We start from the raw sequence: 14,132 nt of genomic DNA on the forward strand, positions 1-14,132 counted from the left end.
CTCGGCGACTTGCCTGATCAGTGCGTGGACGCTCGGATGACTTCGATGAAGCGATCGGCAACCTGAGACCAGGCTTCCCGCAGGTCGGCTTCGGCAGCCCGAACCGACCCCACAACTGCCTCAGGCTCAAGCCCGATCTCATCCAAATCACCCTTGCCGTCATCCGCCCAGTCTTGTGCGGTGTCGCCCAGTGCCTCCGGATGGAATTGGACGCCCCAGGCCCGCTCACCGATTCGAAACGCCTGATTCGGGCACGCGCTGTTCGATGCCAGCACGCGCGTATTCTCAGGCAGCTCGTCGGCCTCCAGCCAGTGCCACTGCACCGCGGGCAGCGTGTCACCCGCAAACCCTGCAAATAGTGGATCTTGGGCGGCACTCTCATGAAAATGCACCCCGTGCACCCCCACCTCGGGACCCCCCGGCATCGTGCGCACGTGTCCGCCGGTGGCGGTGGCAAGCAGCTGCGCGCCGAGGCAGATCCCGAGGGTCGGAAGGCCCTCTGCGACGCCCTCTGCCAGCAGCTTGCGGGTGGCCGGAAGCCAGGGAGCCACATCGTCTTGGGTGGGCCCCATGGAACCGCCGAGAACAATCAGTGCGTCAAAGTTCTGCAGGCTGTCGGGAATCGGCTCACCAGCGTCTGGCCCGACGGTGACGATCTCGACGTCGCTCTCGCGCAATCGCTCACCGACCAGGCCTAAACCCGCGTCGCTTTGATGCTCAACTACAAGTACCCGTGCGCCACTCACGCAATCTCCTCATGCCGTGCGCGCATGCGCGCGCGATCCACTAGCCATTGGAAGAGAGCGTGTTGGCGCTCATCGACCGCGGCGTTGTCTTCCGGATGCCACTGTACTGCGATCAGTTCGGCAGTCGGGTGCTCAAGCGCTTCGACTACCCCGTCTGGCGCGGTGCCCACGACTCGTAGCCCCTCGCCGACTCGATCCACGGCCTGATGATGGTAAGACGATACCGGAAGGTGGGTGCCTCCGATCGCTTCGGCGAGCGCCGAATCGGCCGTAATTGACACGTCGTGAATGCTGTTGCGATGGATGCTGTCAGCCTCGACGTCTTGCACCATTGTGCCGCCGTGTTCGACGTTCAGCAGCTGAAAGCCCCGGCAAATCGCGAGCACCGGAAGACCCAGCTCAATCGCCGCAGCTATCATGTCCGCTTCGAACTGATCTTGTGCTGCGAAGTCCGCGGTCGAGGTGGTCTCGAGTGGCTCCTGACCATACCTGCGCGGATCAATGTCTGACCCGCCAGGAACGAGTAACCCGTCGAACCCGCGCAGCCGCTCGGCCGCGGGCGATGCGCTCTCAGCAAACAGCGTGAGTGGCTCACCGCCCGCGCGAATCACCGAGCGCAGCACCGCAGAGGCAACCGCGCTGCCGTCGAAACGCAGACCGTGGATCTGGTTCGACCACATTCCGGTAACGCCAATGCGAGGTGCGATCATGTCTAGAACTCCCCCTGCAACGGGAACGGAAGAAGTGGCATCCACTTCTTCCAGACCTGCTCAAGAGAGCCGTCAGCGAGCACCGCCTCAAGCGCTGTATTGATCTCAAGTCGCAGAGCGTCGTTCCCTGGAGCGACGCCGATGCCCCAACGATTGCGGGTCTCGACGTTGAAGGCGACCACGAAATCGGGGTCTTCTTCACCCAGCGGGATCATCACGACATCGTCATCAACAAAGCCGTCAATCTCGCCCGAACGGGTGGCCTCGATCATGTCGCTAAATACGTCGTCGCTCGCACCGAAGCTGACAAGTTCCACGCCCGGGAACGTCTCGGCGAGCTTCATGTTCGTCGAGTTCGCGATTGCGCCGATCTTGTAGCCTTCGAGCTGATCGATTGCGCGCGCCGGATCTGCTGCGCGGACAATCAGGGTCTCGTTGAACACCGCGTATGGGTGCGTAAAGTCGACCTGCGCAGCGCGCTCTGCGGTCATTCCCTGACCACACCAGACGGCATCCGCGTCTCCCCGGCGAACTGCGGGGATCATGTCCTCCCAGGGCACCATGATCCACTCGATGGTCGCGCCCATCCGGTCGAAGACGAGCTTCGCTGCGTCGGGCTCATACCCGTCGCGGGTCACCCCGTCGGGGCTTTTGGCGAAGAGCGGCAGGGCCTCTGAATCGATGCAGGCCAAGCGGATGGTGCGGGTCATGGAATTGCCTCCCAGTATTGATCGAATTCCCACTGCGAGATCTGGCCGCAGTAGCGGGCCCACTCGTCTCGCTTGAGCTTAAGGTAGATGTCGGTGAGTTCCTGAGGCATTGCTCCCATCAGGTACTCGTCGGCTTCGAACGATTCAATGGCCATACCGAGGGTGTTTGGAACCACGAGGTCACTGATCACCGAGCTCGGAACGCCGGGATCGCCCGGATCGAGTTGCGCTTCCAGTCCGTGCTCAATCGCAGCGAGCAAGTACAGGTGTGACAAGTAGGGGTTCACGCTCGCGTCGGGTAGACGGTATTCCATCCGACCATTCGCTGAGATGCGGATCGCAACCCCACGAGTGTCGAGACCCCAGTCGGCGCCGGAGGGTGCGAACTGTCCTGCGTCCCAGAAACGCTTGTACGAGTTCACGGTCGAGCCCATCACGAGCATCGAACCGGGCGTGTGTGCCAGCATGCCACCGATAGCGTGGCGCGCGGTTTCCGTGACGTGCAACTCGACGCGGCCGTCTTCGATCACATTCTCATCGCCGCGCCACAAGCTGAGGTTGTGGTGACATCCGTTGCCCATCTTGCCGTTGGAGGGTTTCGGCATGAAGCTAGCCTGGAGTCCGAGTTCGCGAGCAACCTGCTTGCACACCTGACGGTAGACCGTCATACGCTGGGCAGTGAGCTCGGCACGGTCATACTCCCAGTTCAGCTCAAGCTGACCGTCATCCTCGTAGTCGCCCTGGATCATGTTAAAACCCAGTTCCTGCGAGTAGCTATATAGCTTTTTGTAGACCGGGCGCATCCGCTCCAGGTTTTCCACCTGGTATGCCGGGCTCTGGTCATCTTTGGTGTTGACCTCCATGCCGGGGCCAGCCCACGACATCTCGGGCTCGAGACCACTGCGCAGTTCCAGCCCGGTGCGCTCGGTGAACCCGGCGTGGGCGGCGCGGAACAGGGCGCGCACGTCGAGCGGAATCAGCCGGCCGCCGCCTTTGCCCAAGTGGGGCGGATCGTAGGCTGTGCAGAAGATCCGGCCTACCTCGTGATCCCACGGAAGCACCTGGAACGTCTCAGGCTCAGGAAGCCCCCAGAACTCGTGCGCGTCGACCCCGCCGCCGATGAGCTCGCCCTCACGGCTCGTTTGCAGATCAGTAAGCGCGGTGCGATGGAAGGCGATGCCCTTTTTCAGCATGCGCGCGTAATGCTCGGCAGGCACCACCTTGGCGACCGTGCGGCCCCCGACGGTCGGAAGCATGTAGTAGATGTACTTCACGCCGGATTCTTCAATCGCTTTGCGCAGAGCCTCAACTACCTCGGGGCGAAGGTTGGCCTCCTGGTGGCGCGAGAAGGCGGTGTCGTCTTCCAGCAGCTTACGCAGGGCCGCGCCGAAGCGCCCTCCTGTGCTCAGATCGGTCATGATTTCCTCTCGTTGACAGCTGTGTCGTTCGTCTATGGAGTGTGGATCAGCGCAAACTAGCGCACGCTGAACGTGATCGGCAGTCGGACCGGACCGTGGTTACCGGAATCGGGCAGCCACTCGTCACCCCCGGGGCAAGAGATGTTGCTGAATGCCTGTGCCAAGAGGGGCAGTGCCACGCTCATGTCGGCTCGGGCAATGTAGTGGCCGAGGCAATGGTGGACGCCGCCGCCGAAAGTGTGATGAGGTTTGCGATCCTCCGCCTGAATATTAATCTCAGGGTCGGGGTATGCCTCCGGGTCGGTGCCGCTCGACATGGTGAACAGGTGCACCGTAGTGCCCTTTTCAATCGAAAGGCCCTGGAACTCAAAATCCTCATTCGCCTCGCGCGTCACCCAGCGGGTCGTCGGGTTGACTCGCAGCGCCTCTTCAAGCGCGGGCTTCGCAAGTTCAGTGGGGTTCTGTGCCAGCAGGTCCCATTGCTCGGGATGACGCATGAATGTCTGCAACACGAGGCCGATCTGGTTTCGCGTCGTATCCATCCCACCAAAGAGCATGAGCACGAGCGCATTGCGCAGCTCCGTGTCGGTGAGCTTGTCACCTGCTTCCGAAAACTGCACGAGACGCGAGACCACGTCTTGCCCGGGATTCGCCTTGCGCTCGGTGATGAGCTCGTCAACAAAGTCGTACAGTTCCTTCACCGCGACATCGATCCGCTCGATGTCTTCCTTGATTGAGACGCTCAGCGCGTACCCGACGGTGTTTGCACGATCCGCAATGAACGGCCAGTGGTCGTGAGAAAGGCCCATCATGGTGCAGAGGGCGCGGGTGGCAAACGGTTCGGAGAAATCGGCGACGAACTCCACAGTCTCACCACGAGCATGTTTGGCCTTCATGTCAGCGATAAGTTCGTTCGCGATCTCGGCAAACTCGGGCTCGAGCCTGCGCGCGGCCGTTGGCGAGAAGGCCGGGTTCAGCAGCCGCCGGATGCGGTGATGCTCCTCGCCTTCGAGAACGAGAAGATTCTTTGCCCACCACTCATAGAAGACCCCTGAGTGAACACCATGGTGCTCGGGCCACTTGGCGCTGCCCTGATTGAGACTCGGGTGCTTGAGCAGTTCGGTAACTTCTTTGTAACGAAGAATGCCGTATCCGTAGTTGGTCTTCGCATACCAGTTGCGCTCGCGCGCGTCACGAACTTCTTCGGAGCTCATTGCAAAATTAGGTGAGGCGATATCAAGGTAGGGAACCTCGACCGGCACAGTCTCTGCGGACATCCGTACTCCTTTGTCGAATCCTGCGCCCACTCTCGAACGGAAGCGGCGCTTGGGAAATAAGTTATACATGAATGATTTAATTCACAAGTCGAGAAGCTGTGAATTTAAAACTCTGTGAAGCTATGGAAATAAAACATTCACTAGGTGAACTTTTATGCGTACAATATGCTCAATACGCACCTCATCTTGAGGGGCGTGCCCGATTTGCAAAGGAGCTGGCATGACCGATTCAATCCAGCCACAGATCGCCATCGTCGGGAGCGGCCCGTCCGGCTGCTACCTAGCCCAGGCGCTCCTCCGCGCGCAGCCGGAAAGCCAGATCACCATCATCGATCGGCTGGTATCACCGTTTGGGTTGATCCGTTATGGCGTTGCTGCTGATCATCAGCACACCAAGGCGATCATCCGGCAATTTGAGCGGCTCTTTCAATCGCCCAACGTGCGATTCGCTGGAAATCTTGAGGTGGGCACCGACTTCACGCTGCGCGAACTGCGCGATTGCTTCGACGCGGTGGTGCTGGCGACTGGTCTCGCCGCTGATCGCGAGCTGGCGCTGCCCGGAGGCAACCTGAAGGGCGTCGTGGGAGCGGGAACGATTACACGTGCGCTCAATAGCCACCCCGGAGACGGTAATGAGCTTCCCGAACTTGGCAGCGACGTCGTGATCATCGGCGCGGGCAATGTCGCCCTCGACATCCTGCGCTTCCTCGTGAAGGACAGGGGCGGGTACGCCGCGAGCGACGTTGCCGATCCCGCTTTGGAACAGTACCTCTCCCGACCTGCGGAGCGCGTCACGCTCGTTAGCCGTTCTGGTGCAGTCGATTCCAAAGGCGATCCGCAGATGCTGAAGGAGCTCGCCGCGCTGGAGCGTGCAACGTATCGCTCGCCGGACACACTCGGCGCGCCAGACCCGGCCCTAGATCGCACGCAGACGGCGAGGCTTCAGGCGCTCGCAGAGATGCTCTCGGTGGATCGGCCCGAGTATCAGGGGCCGAGAGTAGATCTTCGCTTCTCACTCACCCCCGTACGCGTAGTCGGGGATAGCCGGGTGCAAGGCGTTGAGTTTACAGATGGCTCGCAGATTGTGACGATTCCTGCAACCAGCGTCGTGACCGCCATAGGTTTCACCGCTGCCGGCTCGGGCACACTTGAGGCGCTCATCGCGCAGCAGTCAGAGACCGGCCGGGTCGAGCCGGGGCTGTACCGAACCGGCTGGGCCAAGCGCGGCCCCCGAGGCGCTATCCCCGAGAACCGCGCGTGCGCGAAATCAGTCAGTGACGAGATCACCGCTGACCTGCAAACGGGCACGCTCTCGGCTTCAGGGGATAAACTCGGATTTGTTGGTCTGCCGGAGGCAGCTCAGGAGAAGGCGATCAGCTACGCGCAGTGGCTCGTGCTCGATGCCTTTGAACGAGAAGCCGCATCTCCCGATCGCGTCAGGCGCAAAGTCTCAGATCACGACCGCATGGTTGCGGTCGCTCGCGGTGAAGGGTAGCCCCTTGCTGCACACTCCATACGCACATACGAGAGGACATCAGCTGTGAAATTCACAGTGCTATACGGCACCGAATCAGGGAATTCAGAATTGATCGCCGAAGACCTGGGAGCGAAGTTGCGCGAGACCACCGACGAGGTGGAGGTCGCGGACTTGCAAGATTTTGACCCCCAAGCGATGACTGCCGACTCGTTCTATGTCGTGGTCTGCTCAACCCACGGCGAGGGTGACCTCCCGAACACGGCAATCCCCTTTGCTGAGGCGTTCGACAAAGCACTCCCCGACCTCACTGGTGTGCGTTACGCCATGTTCGGTCTTGGCGACACCTTCTACGAAGAGACCTACAGCCAAGGCAGCGAGCACCTCGACCGCCGGTTCGCCGCGCAGGGTGCGGTTCGTGTGGGTGAATACGGCCGCCACGACGCATCCTCCTGGGACCTACCGAGCGATGTCGCGCTCGAATGGCTTCCCGGGGTGCTTGAGGCCGCAGGGGTGCCTGCATAGCCAACGCTTTGTGTGGGGAGGGGCGTGCGGTGATCCGCGCACCCCTCCCTACTTTTTCTCGCCCGTGGCTAGTGCTCAGAGGCCGCCACTGTTCGAGCCCGCTCGACCAGAGCACCAAATACACGTCTACGATCACTCACGTCGGCTTCAGGCTCCTCCGGGTGCCATTGAATTCCGATCACCCAACTCGCGGTGCGATGCTCGGTCCCCTCGACCACACCATCGTGCGCCCGAGCGGTGACGCGGAGTTCCGAGCCCACCTCGGCCACTGCCTGATGATGCCCTGAGCGCACCGTAACCTTCTCGCGCCCGAGAATCCTCGCGATCTCGCTGCCGGATTCGAGCACCACCTCTTCGTCGAGAAACATGGGAGAGCCGGGGCCTCCGCGATGAGGTCCAAATTCCTCGATATCAGGGATCAGTGTTCCTCCAAAGGCGACGTTGAGGAGTTGGGATCCACGGCAGATCGCGAGTGTCGGAAGATCTCGGGCCACCGATTCCCTGAGGAGATCGATGCAATAATCGTCGGCCCTACGATCGACCCCGTACGAGTTTGCCGGCAGCTCCTCAACCCCATACAACGCGCCGTCTACGTCGCCCCCTCCGAGGAAGAGAATCCCTTCTGCGCGCGCAAACACCTCGTCTGCAGGTTGAAACGTGGGGGCCGATGAGTTGACCAACCTGGGCCTCCCTCCCGCCTCACGCACAGCTTCGAACGCGATCCTCGTGAAGTCAGACATCAATTGGTGCGACACCTCGCCCATGCCTGGGAAGGTCAGTGAGACAACCACTGGGATGAGGGGCCCGGTTGCATCCTCCTCTCCCTGTTCAAAGACGGCGGGGTCAACGGCGAGATCTGACATGGAATTCCTTTTCTAGACACAGCTACGGGCGGCCAACTCCGAAGAGTCGACCGCCCGCGCTGGCGTACGTTATTTACACTACGGTCTTGATCGGGCCGCTCGCGTCTGCTGCGGGAGCATCTCCGCGGAGGTAGGCCTTCGAAACCAGCATGTAGATCCACCCGATTCCGATGACCCCAACCGTGGTCATGATGAGGAGGTAGTCTTCCACCCAGGTACCACCCGTCGGACGTGGCCAGATGATGTTGATAACCGCCACGATTCCCCAGAGCAGCGCCAGGATGTTCACCGGGTAGGCCCAGGCGCCGAGCTTGAACTTGCCTGCGGGCTTCCATCCCTTGATTCGTGCGCGCAGTGCGGCGAGCACCACCATGCCGAAGCCGATGTAGATCCCCACGGTACCGAAGCCGACTAAGGCGAACAGTGCCTGCACGAGGAACAGCGAGAGAATCACGATCAGTCCCGGAACGATCGCAGCGACGAGCAGTGCGTTGTTCGGTACGTGACGCTTGGCATTGAACTTTGTGAGCTTCGCGGAGCCAGGGAGGAAACCGTCTCGGGCCATCGAGTAGATCAGGCGGCTCGCGGCTGCTTGCAGGCTCGTGATGCAGGAAATGAATGCGATGACGATGAAGAGCATCACAATCGGGAAAATCGGGCCGAAGTTCGCCATCAGCAGTTCGCCAATGGGATCGGTGACGGTACCGTCCGCCACTGCTTGGAAGTCGGGAACGGCAAGTACCAGCGAGAACGCGAGCAGGTTCGCCGCGAAGCCACCGATGTAGAGCGTCATACGCATGGCCTTCGGCACCTGGCGGCTCGGATCCTTGATTTCCTCCGCGACGTCACCATTGGCCTCAAAGCCGTAGTAGGCGAACATACCGATCAGGGCCGCTGCGGCGAATGCACCAAGATAGCCACCGGGAGCATCGTTGCCGATGCCCTGATTGTCGAAGAAGATCGACCACTCGTGCTGTCGGCCAAAGAAGATGAGGTAGATGCCGATAACAACAGCACCAATCATCTCGGCAATCAGGCCGACGATTGCGGCAATACTGAGCACCTTGGTTCCGGAGAAGTTCAGGATCGTGGCGACCACGAGTGTGCCGAGAGCGATCAGGACGATACCCACTCCATCAAGCGAGGCACCGAACAGCGAACCCACGAACGGTGCGGCGCCGTAGGCGACCGCAGCGATGGTGCCCACGAGCGCGACCACATAAATCCACCCGTTCATCCAGGCGTACTTGCGACCCCACAGACGACGTGACCACGGGTACACACCACCAGCAACCGGATAATTTGACACGACCTCGCCGAAAATCAAGCCGACCAGGAACTGGCCGACGAGGGCGATCACGAGCGCCCAGGCCATGGGGGGCCTGCGGTGCCGAGCGAGATCGCAAACATCGAGTAGACGCCTGCGATCGGAGAAAGGTAAGTGAAGCCGAGCGAGACGTTGCCGAAGAAGCTCATCTCGCGTTTAAACGTTGTGTCGTAGCTGTACCCGAGAGATGCCAGGTGAGCGGCATCTTCATCGTGTTCAGTCACGGGTGTGGTATCTGTCATTGTTGCTCCGTACTCCCTCGTACAATCGCCAGAGACACTTCCGTTGCTGGATGCGAACGGAATAGATACAACCTACATCTAGATGTTTTCCTACTCAAGTCATATCTGAAATTTGACCCAACTTCACCGCTTTATTTGCGACTGATTCATTCACAAATAAATGAATTATTTCGATCTGGTTTCGCGGCGGGTTGACTGGTCCGCGTACTTCTCCATCAGCTCAGCGAAACCCGAATGCTCCGCATTTCCTTGATCCGCCGCACGAGCTTCAGGTGTGAAATCCGTAGTCGTCGGGGCGATCGACTGAGTCGGGAGAGCAACCGAAGCAGAGGTCTCGGGGCCTCCAGGTTCCCCCTCCGATCCGAGCAAACTGACACGCATAGCCGAAGCAAGTTCGCGACCCACACGCGCCGCACGATCCTCGACGCCATCGCTTTGGGCATCACCCGACTCTGTGGCTCCCCAGTCGGCCGTGGCAGCAAAGATGCCAGTGGGCATCGGGAGCGCGCGCAGGTATGAGAAGAGTGGCCGAAGAGCATATTCCACGACGAGAGAGTGGCGTGCACTACCGCCGGTAGCCCCAAGTGCCACAGGAGTGCCCTCAATGTCATCGGGTGCGATGAGGTCAAAGAACGACTTGAACAATCCCGCGAATGAGCCGTTAAAGACCGGGGTGACCGCAATCAGCCCGTCAGCCTCGCGAACCTCTCGCAACGCCTCGGCGAGCTTCGGCTCAGCGAACCCAGTGATCAAGTTGTTGGAGATTTGACCAGCAAGGTCCCGGAGCTCAATGACTTTGACTTCGGCGGAGATCCCGTGCGCCTGCAGAGCGCGATCCGCGTAGGAGATGACCCGATCGGCGAGGAGGCGGGTGCTCGACGGCGCACCGAGACCCCCCGAGACCGCAACCAAGCGTACCCGGGGAGTGGAAGAGGGATGACTCACGATTGCACTTCGCTCTCTGCGCCTGCTGCGCTCTCTGCGTGGTCCAGGCCGGCAGGCGGCGCAAGCTTCTCTGCCAAGTGCTTCAGCGTGCGCAATTCATCCTCACTGAGCCGATCGCGCATCGTCTGAGCTATGTCAGACGCGTGACCCGCGCCAATACGGCGTTGCAACGCCCGGCCCGTTTCGCTGAGCATCAAGATTGCTCCTCGCCCATCTCTGGGGTCCGGACTCCTGTCAATGAGCCCCTCAGTGACGAGCCTCTCGATCATTCGACTCAAGGAGGGCTGAGGAATGAAGAGACGCTCGGTGAGGTCGCGTTGCCGCATTCCCCTCTCCCCGTCCCTGCCGAGCTGGTACAAGATGTCATACTCGCGGGTCGTCCGGCCGTGCCAGATGGGCGTCTCCGTGAACTTGCGAAACAGGATCGATTGCGCCCGGAAGAGCGCCTCCCAGGCCTCGACCGCTAGAGCTGCGGGCCCACTCGCATCACCGAACATCAGGCGGCCCGCGCTGTCTCGTGGGCCGGACCTGCAGCTTCTGATCCTCGGGCAGTGCGGCCGGCAAGACGCGATGCGTGCGTCGGAGTCTCAGGAACGTCTGCTGGGCGATTCTTCGCAAACTCCGCTCGCAACACCGGCAACACCAACTCTCCGAACATGTCGAGTTGTTCCAGTACGGTCTTGAGCGGCAAGCCCGCGTGATCGATGAGGAATAACTGGCGTTGGTAGTCGCCCGCCCACTCACGGAAGGAAAGTGTGCGGTCGATCACTTCTTGCGGGCTCCCCACGATCAGTGGGGTCTGCTCCATGAAATCCTCCAAGCGGGGCCCATGCCCGTAGACCGGCGCATTGTCGAAGTACGGACGGAACTGCCTGATGGCGTCTTGAGAGTTTTTCGCGAGAAAGAACTGGCCACCGAGACCAACGATCGCCTGGTGCGATTTCCCGTGCCCGTAGTGCTCGTAGCGCTCGCGATAGATCGAGATCAGTCGCTGATAATGTTCCTTTGGCCAAAATATGTTGTTCGCAAAAAACCCGTCGCCATAGAAGGCAGCCTGGTGCGCAATTTCAGGGCTGCGGATCGAGCCGTGCCACACAAACGGGGGAACAGCATCGAGCGGCCTCGGGGTGGACGTGAATCCTCGCAGAGGGGTGCGAAACTGACCTTCCCAGGTAACAACCTCTTCATCCCACAGGCGCCGGAGCAAGGCATAGTTCTCGATAGCCAGCGGTATTCCCTGCCTGATGTCTTTGCCGAACCACGGGTAGACCGGGCCTGTGTTCCCTCGACCCATCACCAGATCGACACGACCGTCGGCCAGGTGCTGCAGCGTCGCGTAGTCTTCCGCGATCTTTACAGGGTCGTTGGTCGTGATCAGCGTGGTCGCGGTTGAGAGCGTGATCCGCTCGGTAACCGCAGCGATATAGGCCAGGGAAGTCGTCGGAGCGGAAGGGAAAAACGGAGGATTGTGGTGTTCTCCCGTCGCAAATACATCAATGCCGATTTCTTCGACCTTTTTCGCGATCGCCACATGCGCCTTGATGCGCTCATTTTCAGTGGGCATGATGCCCGTAGTGGGATCGACAGTGAGGTCGCCAACCGAGAAGACTCCAAATTCCATGATGCTCCCTGCGTGCGTGTGCGCACCGAATATGCGACGCGAGTTGTGGCTACACCCAACTATATTCTAATGAATTTATTTACGCAAACTTTCAAGCAAATGGAGCAAGAAGGGCCCGGCAGCGCGCTGTCACTTTTCTGGCCGGAGTGGTGGAAGAATGGGGAAATAGTTCGTGGCAGCTTGCGCCACCTCAATCTTTCATCTCCATCTCCAGCCCCAAAGGAAGCAACTCATGGTCGAGTCCACTCTGTCCCCCGAACTTGAGGCAGTAGTCTCAGCAGCCGCCGCAGCTGCGCCCGCGTTCGCCGCGACTGCGCCGGAGGACCGCGCCCGAGCGATCGTCTGTGTCGCCGACGCGCTCGAAGGTGCGAGTTCGCAGCTGGTCGAAATCGCGATGCGTGAGACCGGCCTTACCGAGGCGCGACTCACCGGCGAGGTGAAGCGGACAGCCGTGCAGCTGCGCTTGTTCGCCGAAGCGCTCTCCGCGGGTGACTATCTCGATGCGCGCATCGACCACGCCGATCCTGCCTTTGTGCTCGGTCCGCGCCCCGACATCCGCCGGGTGCTGCTACCCCTGGGCCCAGTGATTAACTTCTCTGCCTCCAACTTTCCGTTTGCCTTCTCGGTGCTCGGCGGCGACTCCGCGGCGATTCTCGCCGCCGGTTGCCCGTTGATCGTGAAGGCACATTCGGGTCATCCCGAACTCTCCGACGCCACAGCTGCCGTGGCGCGCGAAGCCCTCGCAAAATCGGGGATGCCCGACGGCGTCTTTCACTTGGTGCACGGCCAGCAAGCCGGCGTTGCGATACTGAAGGACGCGCGCATCAAGGCCGGCTCCTTCACCGGCTCTATCGCGGTGGGCCGTCTGCTCGCCGACATCGCAGCATCGCGGCCCGCTCCGATTCCATTCTTCGGCGAGCTCGGCAGCGTTAATCCGGTGTTCATCACCGCTGACGCCATCTCCGAGCGCGCCGATGAGATCGCTGCAGGCTACCTGACAAGCGTGTCAGGCTCGGCGGGCCAGCTCTGCACGAAACCCGGATTTGTATTCATCCCGGAGGGGTCGCACCTGAACGAAGCGATAGCCGCGGCAGGAAACGACCTGCCCGAACACCGCCTGCTCGGTCCTCGCATTGCTCAATCGTTCGCAGAACGACGCGATGCTATCCTCGCCTCCCCCGGCGTTCGTCCAGTCATCGCCGGCGGGATTCGCTTTGACGAGCAGCAGCAAGGGTGGGCAACTCCCACCATCGTGGCGGTCTCGCTCGATGATTTCCGTGCGAGCACTCACGCCCTGGTCGAGGAGGCCTTCGGGCCGCTCTCGATCTTGGTTGAGGTTCCTGCGGGCACCGATCTGGCTGCACTCATGCCCGAGTTTTATGAGGGTAACCTGACGGGCACCGTGCACCTGAGTGCCGCCGAGGGAGCGGGCGACACCGAGAACGTGGCGGAGCTGCAGGCGCTCGTTGCGGCCCTCACTCAGCAGGTGGGTCGAGTGCTCTTCAACGGCTGGTCGACCGGTGTTGCCGTCACACCCGCGCAGCAGCATGGAGGCCCCTGGCCAGCAACCACGAACGACTCCAGCACCTCGGTGGGCACCGCAGCGATCACCAGATTCTTGCGCCCGGTTGCCTATCAGAACGCCCCTGCCGCGTTCTTGCCAGCGGCGCTCCGCGATGACAATCCACTCGGTGTCGCCCAGGCAATTTCACCAGCAGGTGAATCGCACAGTTGGGGCGCCAGCTTCCGCTAGGCCCAATCTCACTCGCACCAGGCACTCCGGCTCGGATTTCGTGTGCGGTTACGCACGTTGTTTCGCCAAACCGTTTACGATTATGAGATGAATCATTCCGTGCGGCTGATCGCCGCCACAGCTGCAGTCATCAGCCTCACGGCCGCCCTCGTAGGCTGCACATCGGGCGGCTCCGCGGACGTCGTGGGCACCTGGGGCGATAGCGAGGCGCAGGGGCAGCCTTCAATCCAGTTTGCGGAAGATGGCACGTTCGGCGGCACCGACGGCTGCAATCGACTGTTCGGGGAGTACACGGTCAACGGCGACGTCGTTGAATTTGGAAACATGGGTTCGACGATGATGTTCTGCGAGGGCGTCGACACGTGGCTGAGCGAGGCTGCCACCGCACGAGTGGATGGAGATTTACTGGTTGTCAGCGATGCCTCAGACAGCAAGATTGGCACCCTAGAGCGCGTCGCCGAGTAGCCGTTGATAGACAACGAGGGGTGGATCACGCTGCGTGATCCACCCCTCGTTGTCTA

General features: G+C 61.0%; 15 protein-coding genes. 4 read left to right on the plus strand and 11 right to left on the minus strand.

From position 1 onward, the window contains the following. Nucleotides 1–17 precede the first annotated feature (17 nt). From ACTNFJ_RS07025 to ACTNFJ_RS07045, 5 genes are read right to left on the minus strand one after another with little or no spacing between them, the layout of a single operon-like run. Nucleotides 18–746 carry a type 1 glutamine amidotransferase gene (locus ACTNFJ_RS07025; RefSeq protein ID WP_435905688.1) on the minus strand — a complete coding sequence of 243 codons (729 nt, stop codon included), beginning with the start codon at nucleotides 744–746 and terminating at the stop codon, nucleotides 18–20. Then, nucleotides 743–1,456, minus strand: coding sequence for a gamma-glutamyl-gamma-aminobutyrate hydrolase family protein (locus ACTNFJ_RS07030; protein ID WP_435905689.1), 714 nt, complete (start codon nucleotides 1,454–1,456; stop codon nucleotides 743–745). Before ACTNFJ_RS07030 ends, ACTNFJ_RS07025 begins: the two co-directional genes overlap by 4 nt. 2 nt (nucleotides 1,457–1,458) lie before the next feature. After that, complete coding sequence (locus ACTNFJ_RS07035) at nucleotides 1,459–2,166, minus strand: substrate-binding periplasmic protein (protein WP_435905690.1); 708 nt, start codon at nucleotides 2,164–2,166, stop codon at nucleotides 1,459–1,461. Next, nucleotides 2,163–3,584 carry a glutamine synthetase family protein gene (locus ACTNFJ_RS07040; RefSeq protein ID WP_435905691.1) on the minus strand — a complete coding sequence of 474 codons (1,422 nt, stop codon included), beginning with the start codon at nucleotides 3,582–3,584 and terminating at the stop codon, nucleotides 2,163–2,165. The genes ACTNFJ_RS07035 and ACTNFJ_RS07040 overlap by 4 nt, the downstream gene beginning before the upstream one ends. A gap of 56 nt (nucleotides 3,585–3,640) precedes the next feature. After that, on the minus strand, nucleotides 3,641–4,861 hold the full coding sequence (locus ACTNFJ_RS07045; protein ID WP_435905692.1) for a cytochrome P450: 1,221 nt from the start codon (nucleotides 4,859–4,861) through the stop codon (nucleotides 3,641–3,643). A 220-nt stretch (nucleotides 4,862–5,081) separates the two neighbouring features. On the opposite strand from ACTNFJ_RS07045, the gene ACTNFJ_RS07050 reads away from it, so the two are divergent. Together ACTNFJ_RS07050 and ACTNFJ_RS07055 are read left to right on the plus strand one after the other, a co-directional pair. Further along, nucleotides 5,082–6,356: an FAD-dependent oxidoreductase gene (locus ACTNFJ_RS07050; RefSeq protein ID WP_435905693.1), complete on the plus strand. Its 1,275-nt coding sequence runs from the start codon at nucleotides 5,082–5,084 to the stop codon at nucleotides 6,354–6,356. 45 nt (nucleotides 6,357–6,401) lie between these two features. Then, complete coding sequence (locus ACTNFJ_RS07055; protein ID WP_435905694.1) at nucleotides 6,402–6,860, plus strand: flavodoxin domain-containing protein; 459 nt, start codon at nucleotides 6,402–6,404, stop codon at nucleotides 6,858–6,860. A 68-nt stretch (nucleotides 6,861–6,928) separates the two neighbouring features. Here ACTNFJ_RS07055 and ACTNFJ_RS07060 read toward each other — a convergent pair whose 3' ends face one another. The 6 genes from ACTNFJ_RS07060 to ACTNFJ_RS07085 all read right to left on the minus strand — a co-directional run bounded on the left by ACTNFJ_RS07060 (nucleotide 6,929) and on the right by ACTNFJ_RS07085 (nucleotide 11,858). Next, nucleotides 6,929–7,723 (minus strand): gamma-glutamyl-gamma-aminobutyrate hydrolase family protein, encoded by a 795-nt coding sequence (locus tag ACTNFJ_RS07060; protein ID WP_435905695.1) that lies wholly within the window; start codon nucleotides 7,721–7,723, stop codon nucleotides 6,929–6,931. A gap of 73 nt (nucleotides 7,724–7,796) precedes the next feature. Then, nucleotides 7,797–9,098, minus strand: a complete 1,302-nt coding sequence (locus tag ACTNFJ_RS07065) for an APC family permease (RefSeq protein ID WP_435905696.1) — start codon at nucleotides 9,096–9,098, stop codon at nucleotides 7,797–7,799. Next, complete coding sequence (locus ACTNFJ_RS07070; protein WP_435905697.1) at nucleotides 9,080–9,292, minus strand: hypothetical protein; 213 nt, start codon at nucleotides 9,290–9,292, stop codon at nucleotides 9,080–9,082. Before ACTNFJ_RS07070 ends, ACTNFJ_RS07065 begins: the two co-directional genes overlap by 19 nt. Nucleotides 9,293–9,457: 165 nt before the next feature. Continuing rightward, nucleotides 9,458–10,237: a CE1759 family FMN reductase gene (locus ACTNFJ_RS07075; protein ID WP_435905698.1), complete on the minus strand. Its 780-nt coding sequence runs from the start codon at nucleotides 10,235–10,237 to the stop codon at nucleotides 9,458–9,460. Beyond that, nucleotides 10,234–10,734 (minus strand): MarR family winged helix-turn-helix transcriptional regulator, encoded by a 501-nt coding sequence (locus ACTNFJ_RS07080; protein ID WP_435905699.1) that lies wholly within the window; start codon nucleotides 10,732–10,734, stop codon nucleotides 10,234–10,236. Before ACTNFJ_RS07080 ends, ACTNFJ_RS07075 begins: the two co-directional genes overlap by 4 nt. Next, nucleotides 10,734–11,858 carry an LLM class flavin-dependent oxidoreductase gene (locus ACTNFJ_RS07085; protein WP_435905700.1) on the minus strand — a complete coding sequence of 375 codons (1,125 nt, stop codon included), beginning with the start codon at nucleotides 11,856–11,858 and terminating at the stop codon, nucleotides 10,734–10,736. Before ACTNFJ_RS07085 ends, ACTNFJ_RS07080 begins: the two co-directional genes overlap by 1 nt. 232 nt (nucleotides 11,859–12,090) lie before the next feature. Between ACTNFJ_RS07085 and ACTNFJ_RS07090 the strand changes: the two genes are divergently transcribed. Both ACTNFJ_RS07090 and ACTNFJ_RS07095 read left to right on the plus strand, forming a co-directional pair. Next, nucleotides 12,091–13,611: an aldehyde dehydrogenase (NADP(+)) gene (locus tag ACTNFJ_RS07090; RefSeq protein WP_435905701.1), complete on the plus strand. Its 1,521-nt coding sequence runs from the start codon at nucleotides 12,091–12,093 to the stop codon at nucleotides 13,609–13,611. A gap of 87 nt (nucleotides 13,612–13,698) precedes the next feature. Then, complete coding sequence (locus ACTNFJ_RS07095; RefSeq protein ID WP_435905702.1) at nucleotides 13,699–14,076, plus strand: META domain-containing protein; 378 nt, start codon at nucleotides 13,699–13,701, stop codon at nucleotides 14,074–14,076. Nucleotides 14,077–14,132 lie beyond the last annotated feature (56 nt).

The organism is Leucobacter shiyiweii, assembly GCF_052446065.1.
Classification (GTDB): Bacteria; Actinomycetota; Actinomycetes; order Actinomycetales; family Microbacteriaceae; genus Leucobacter.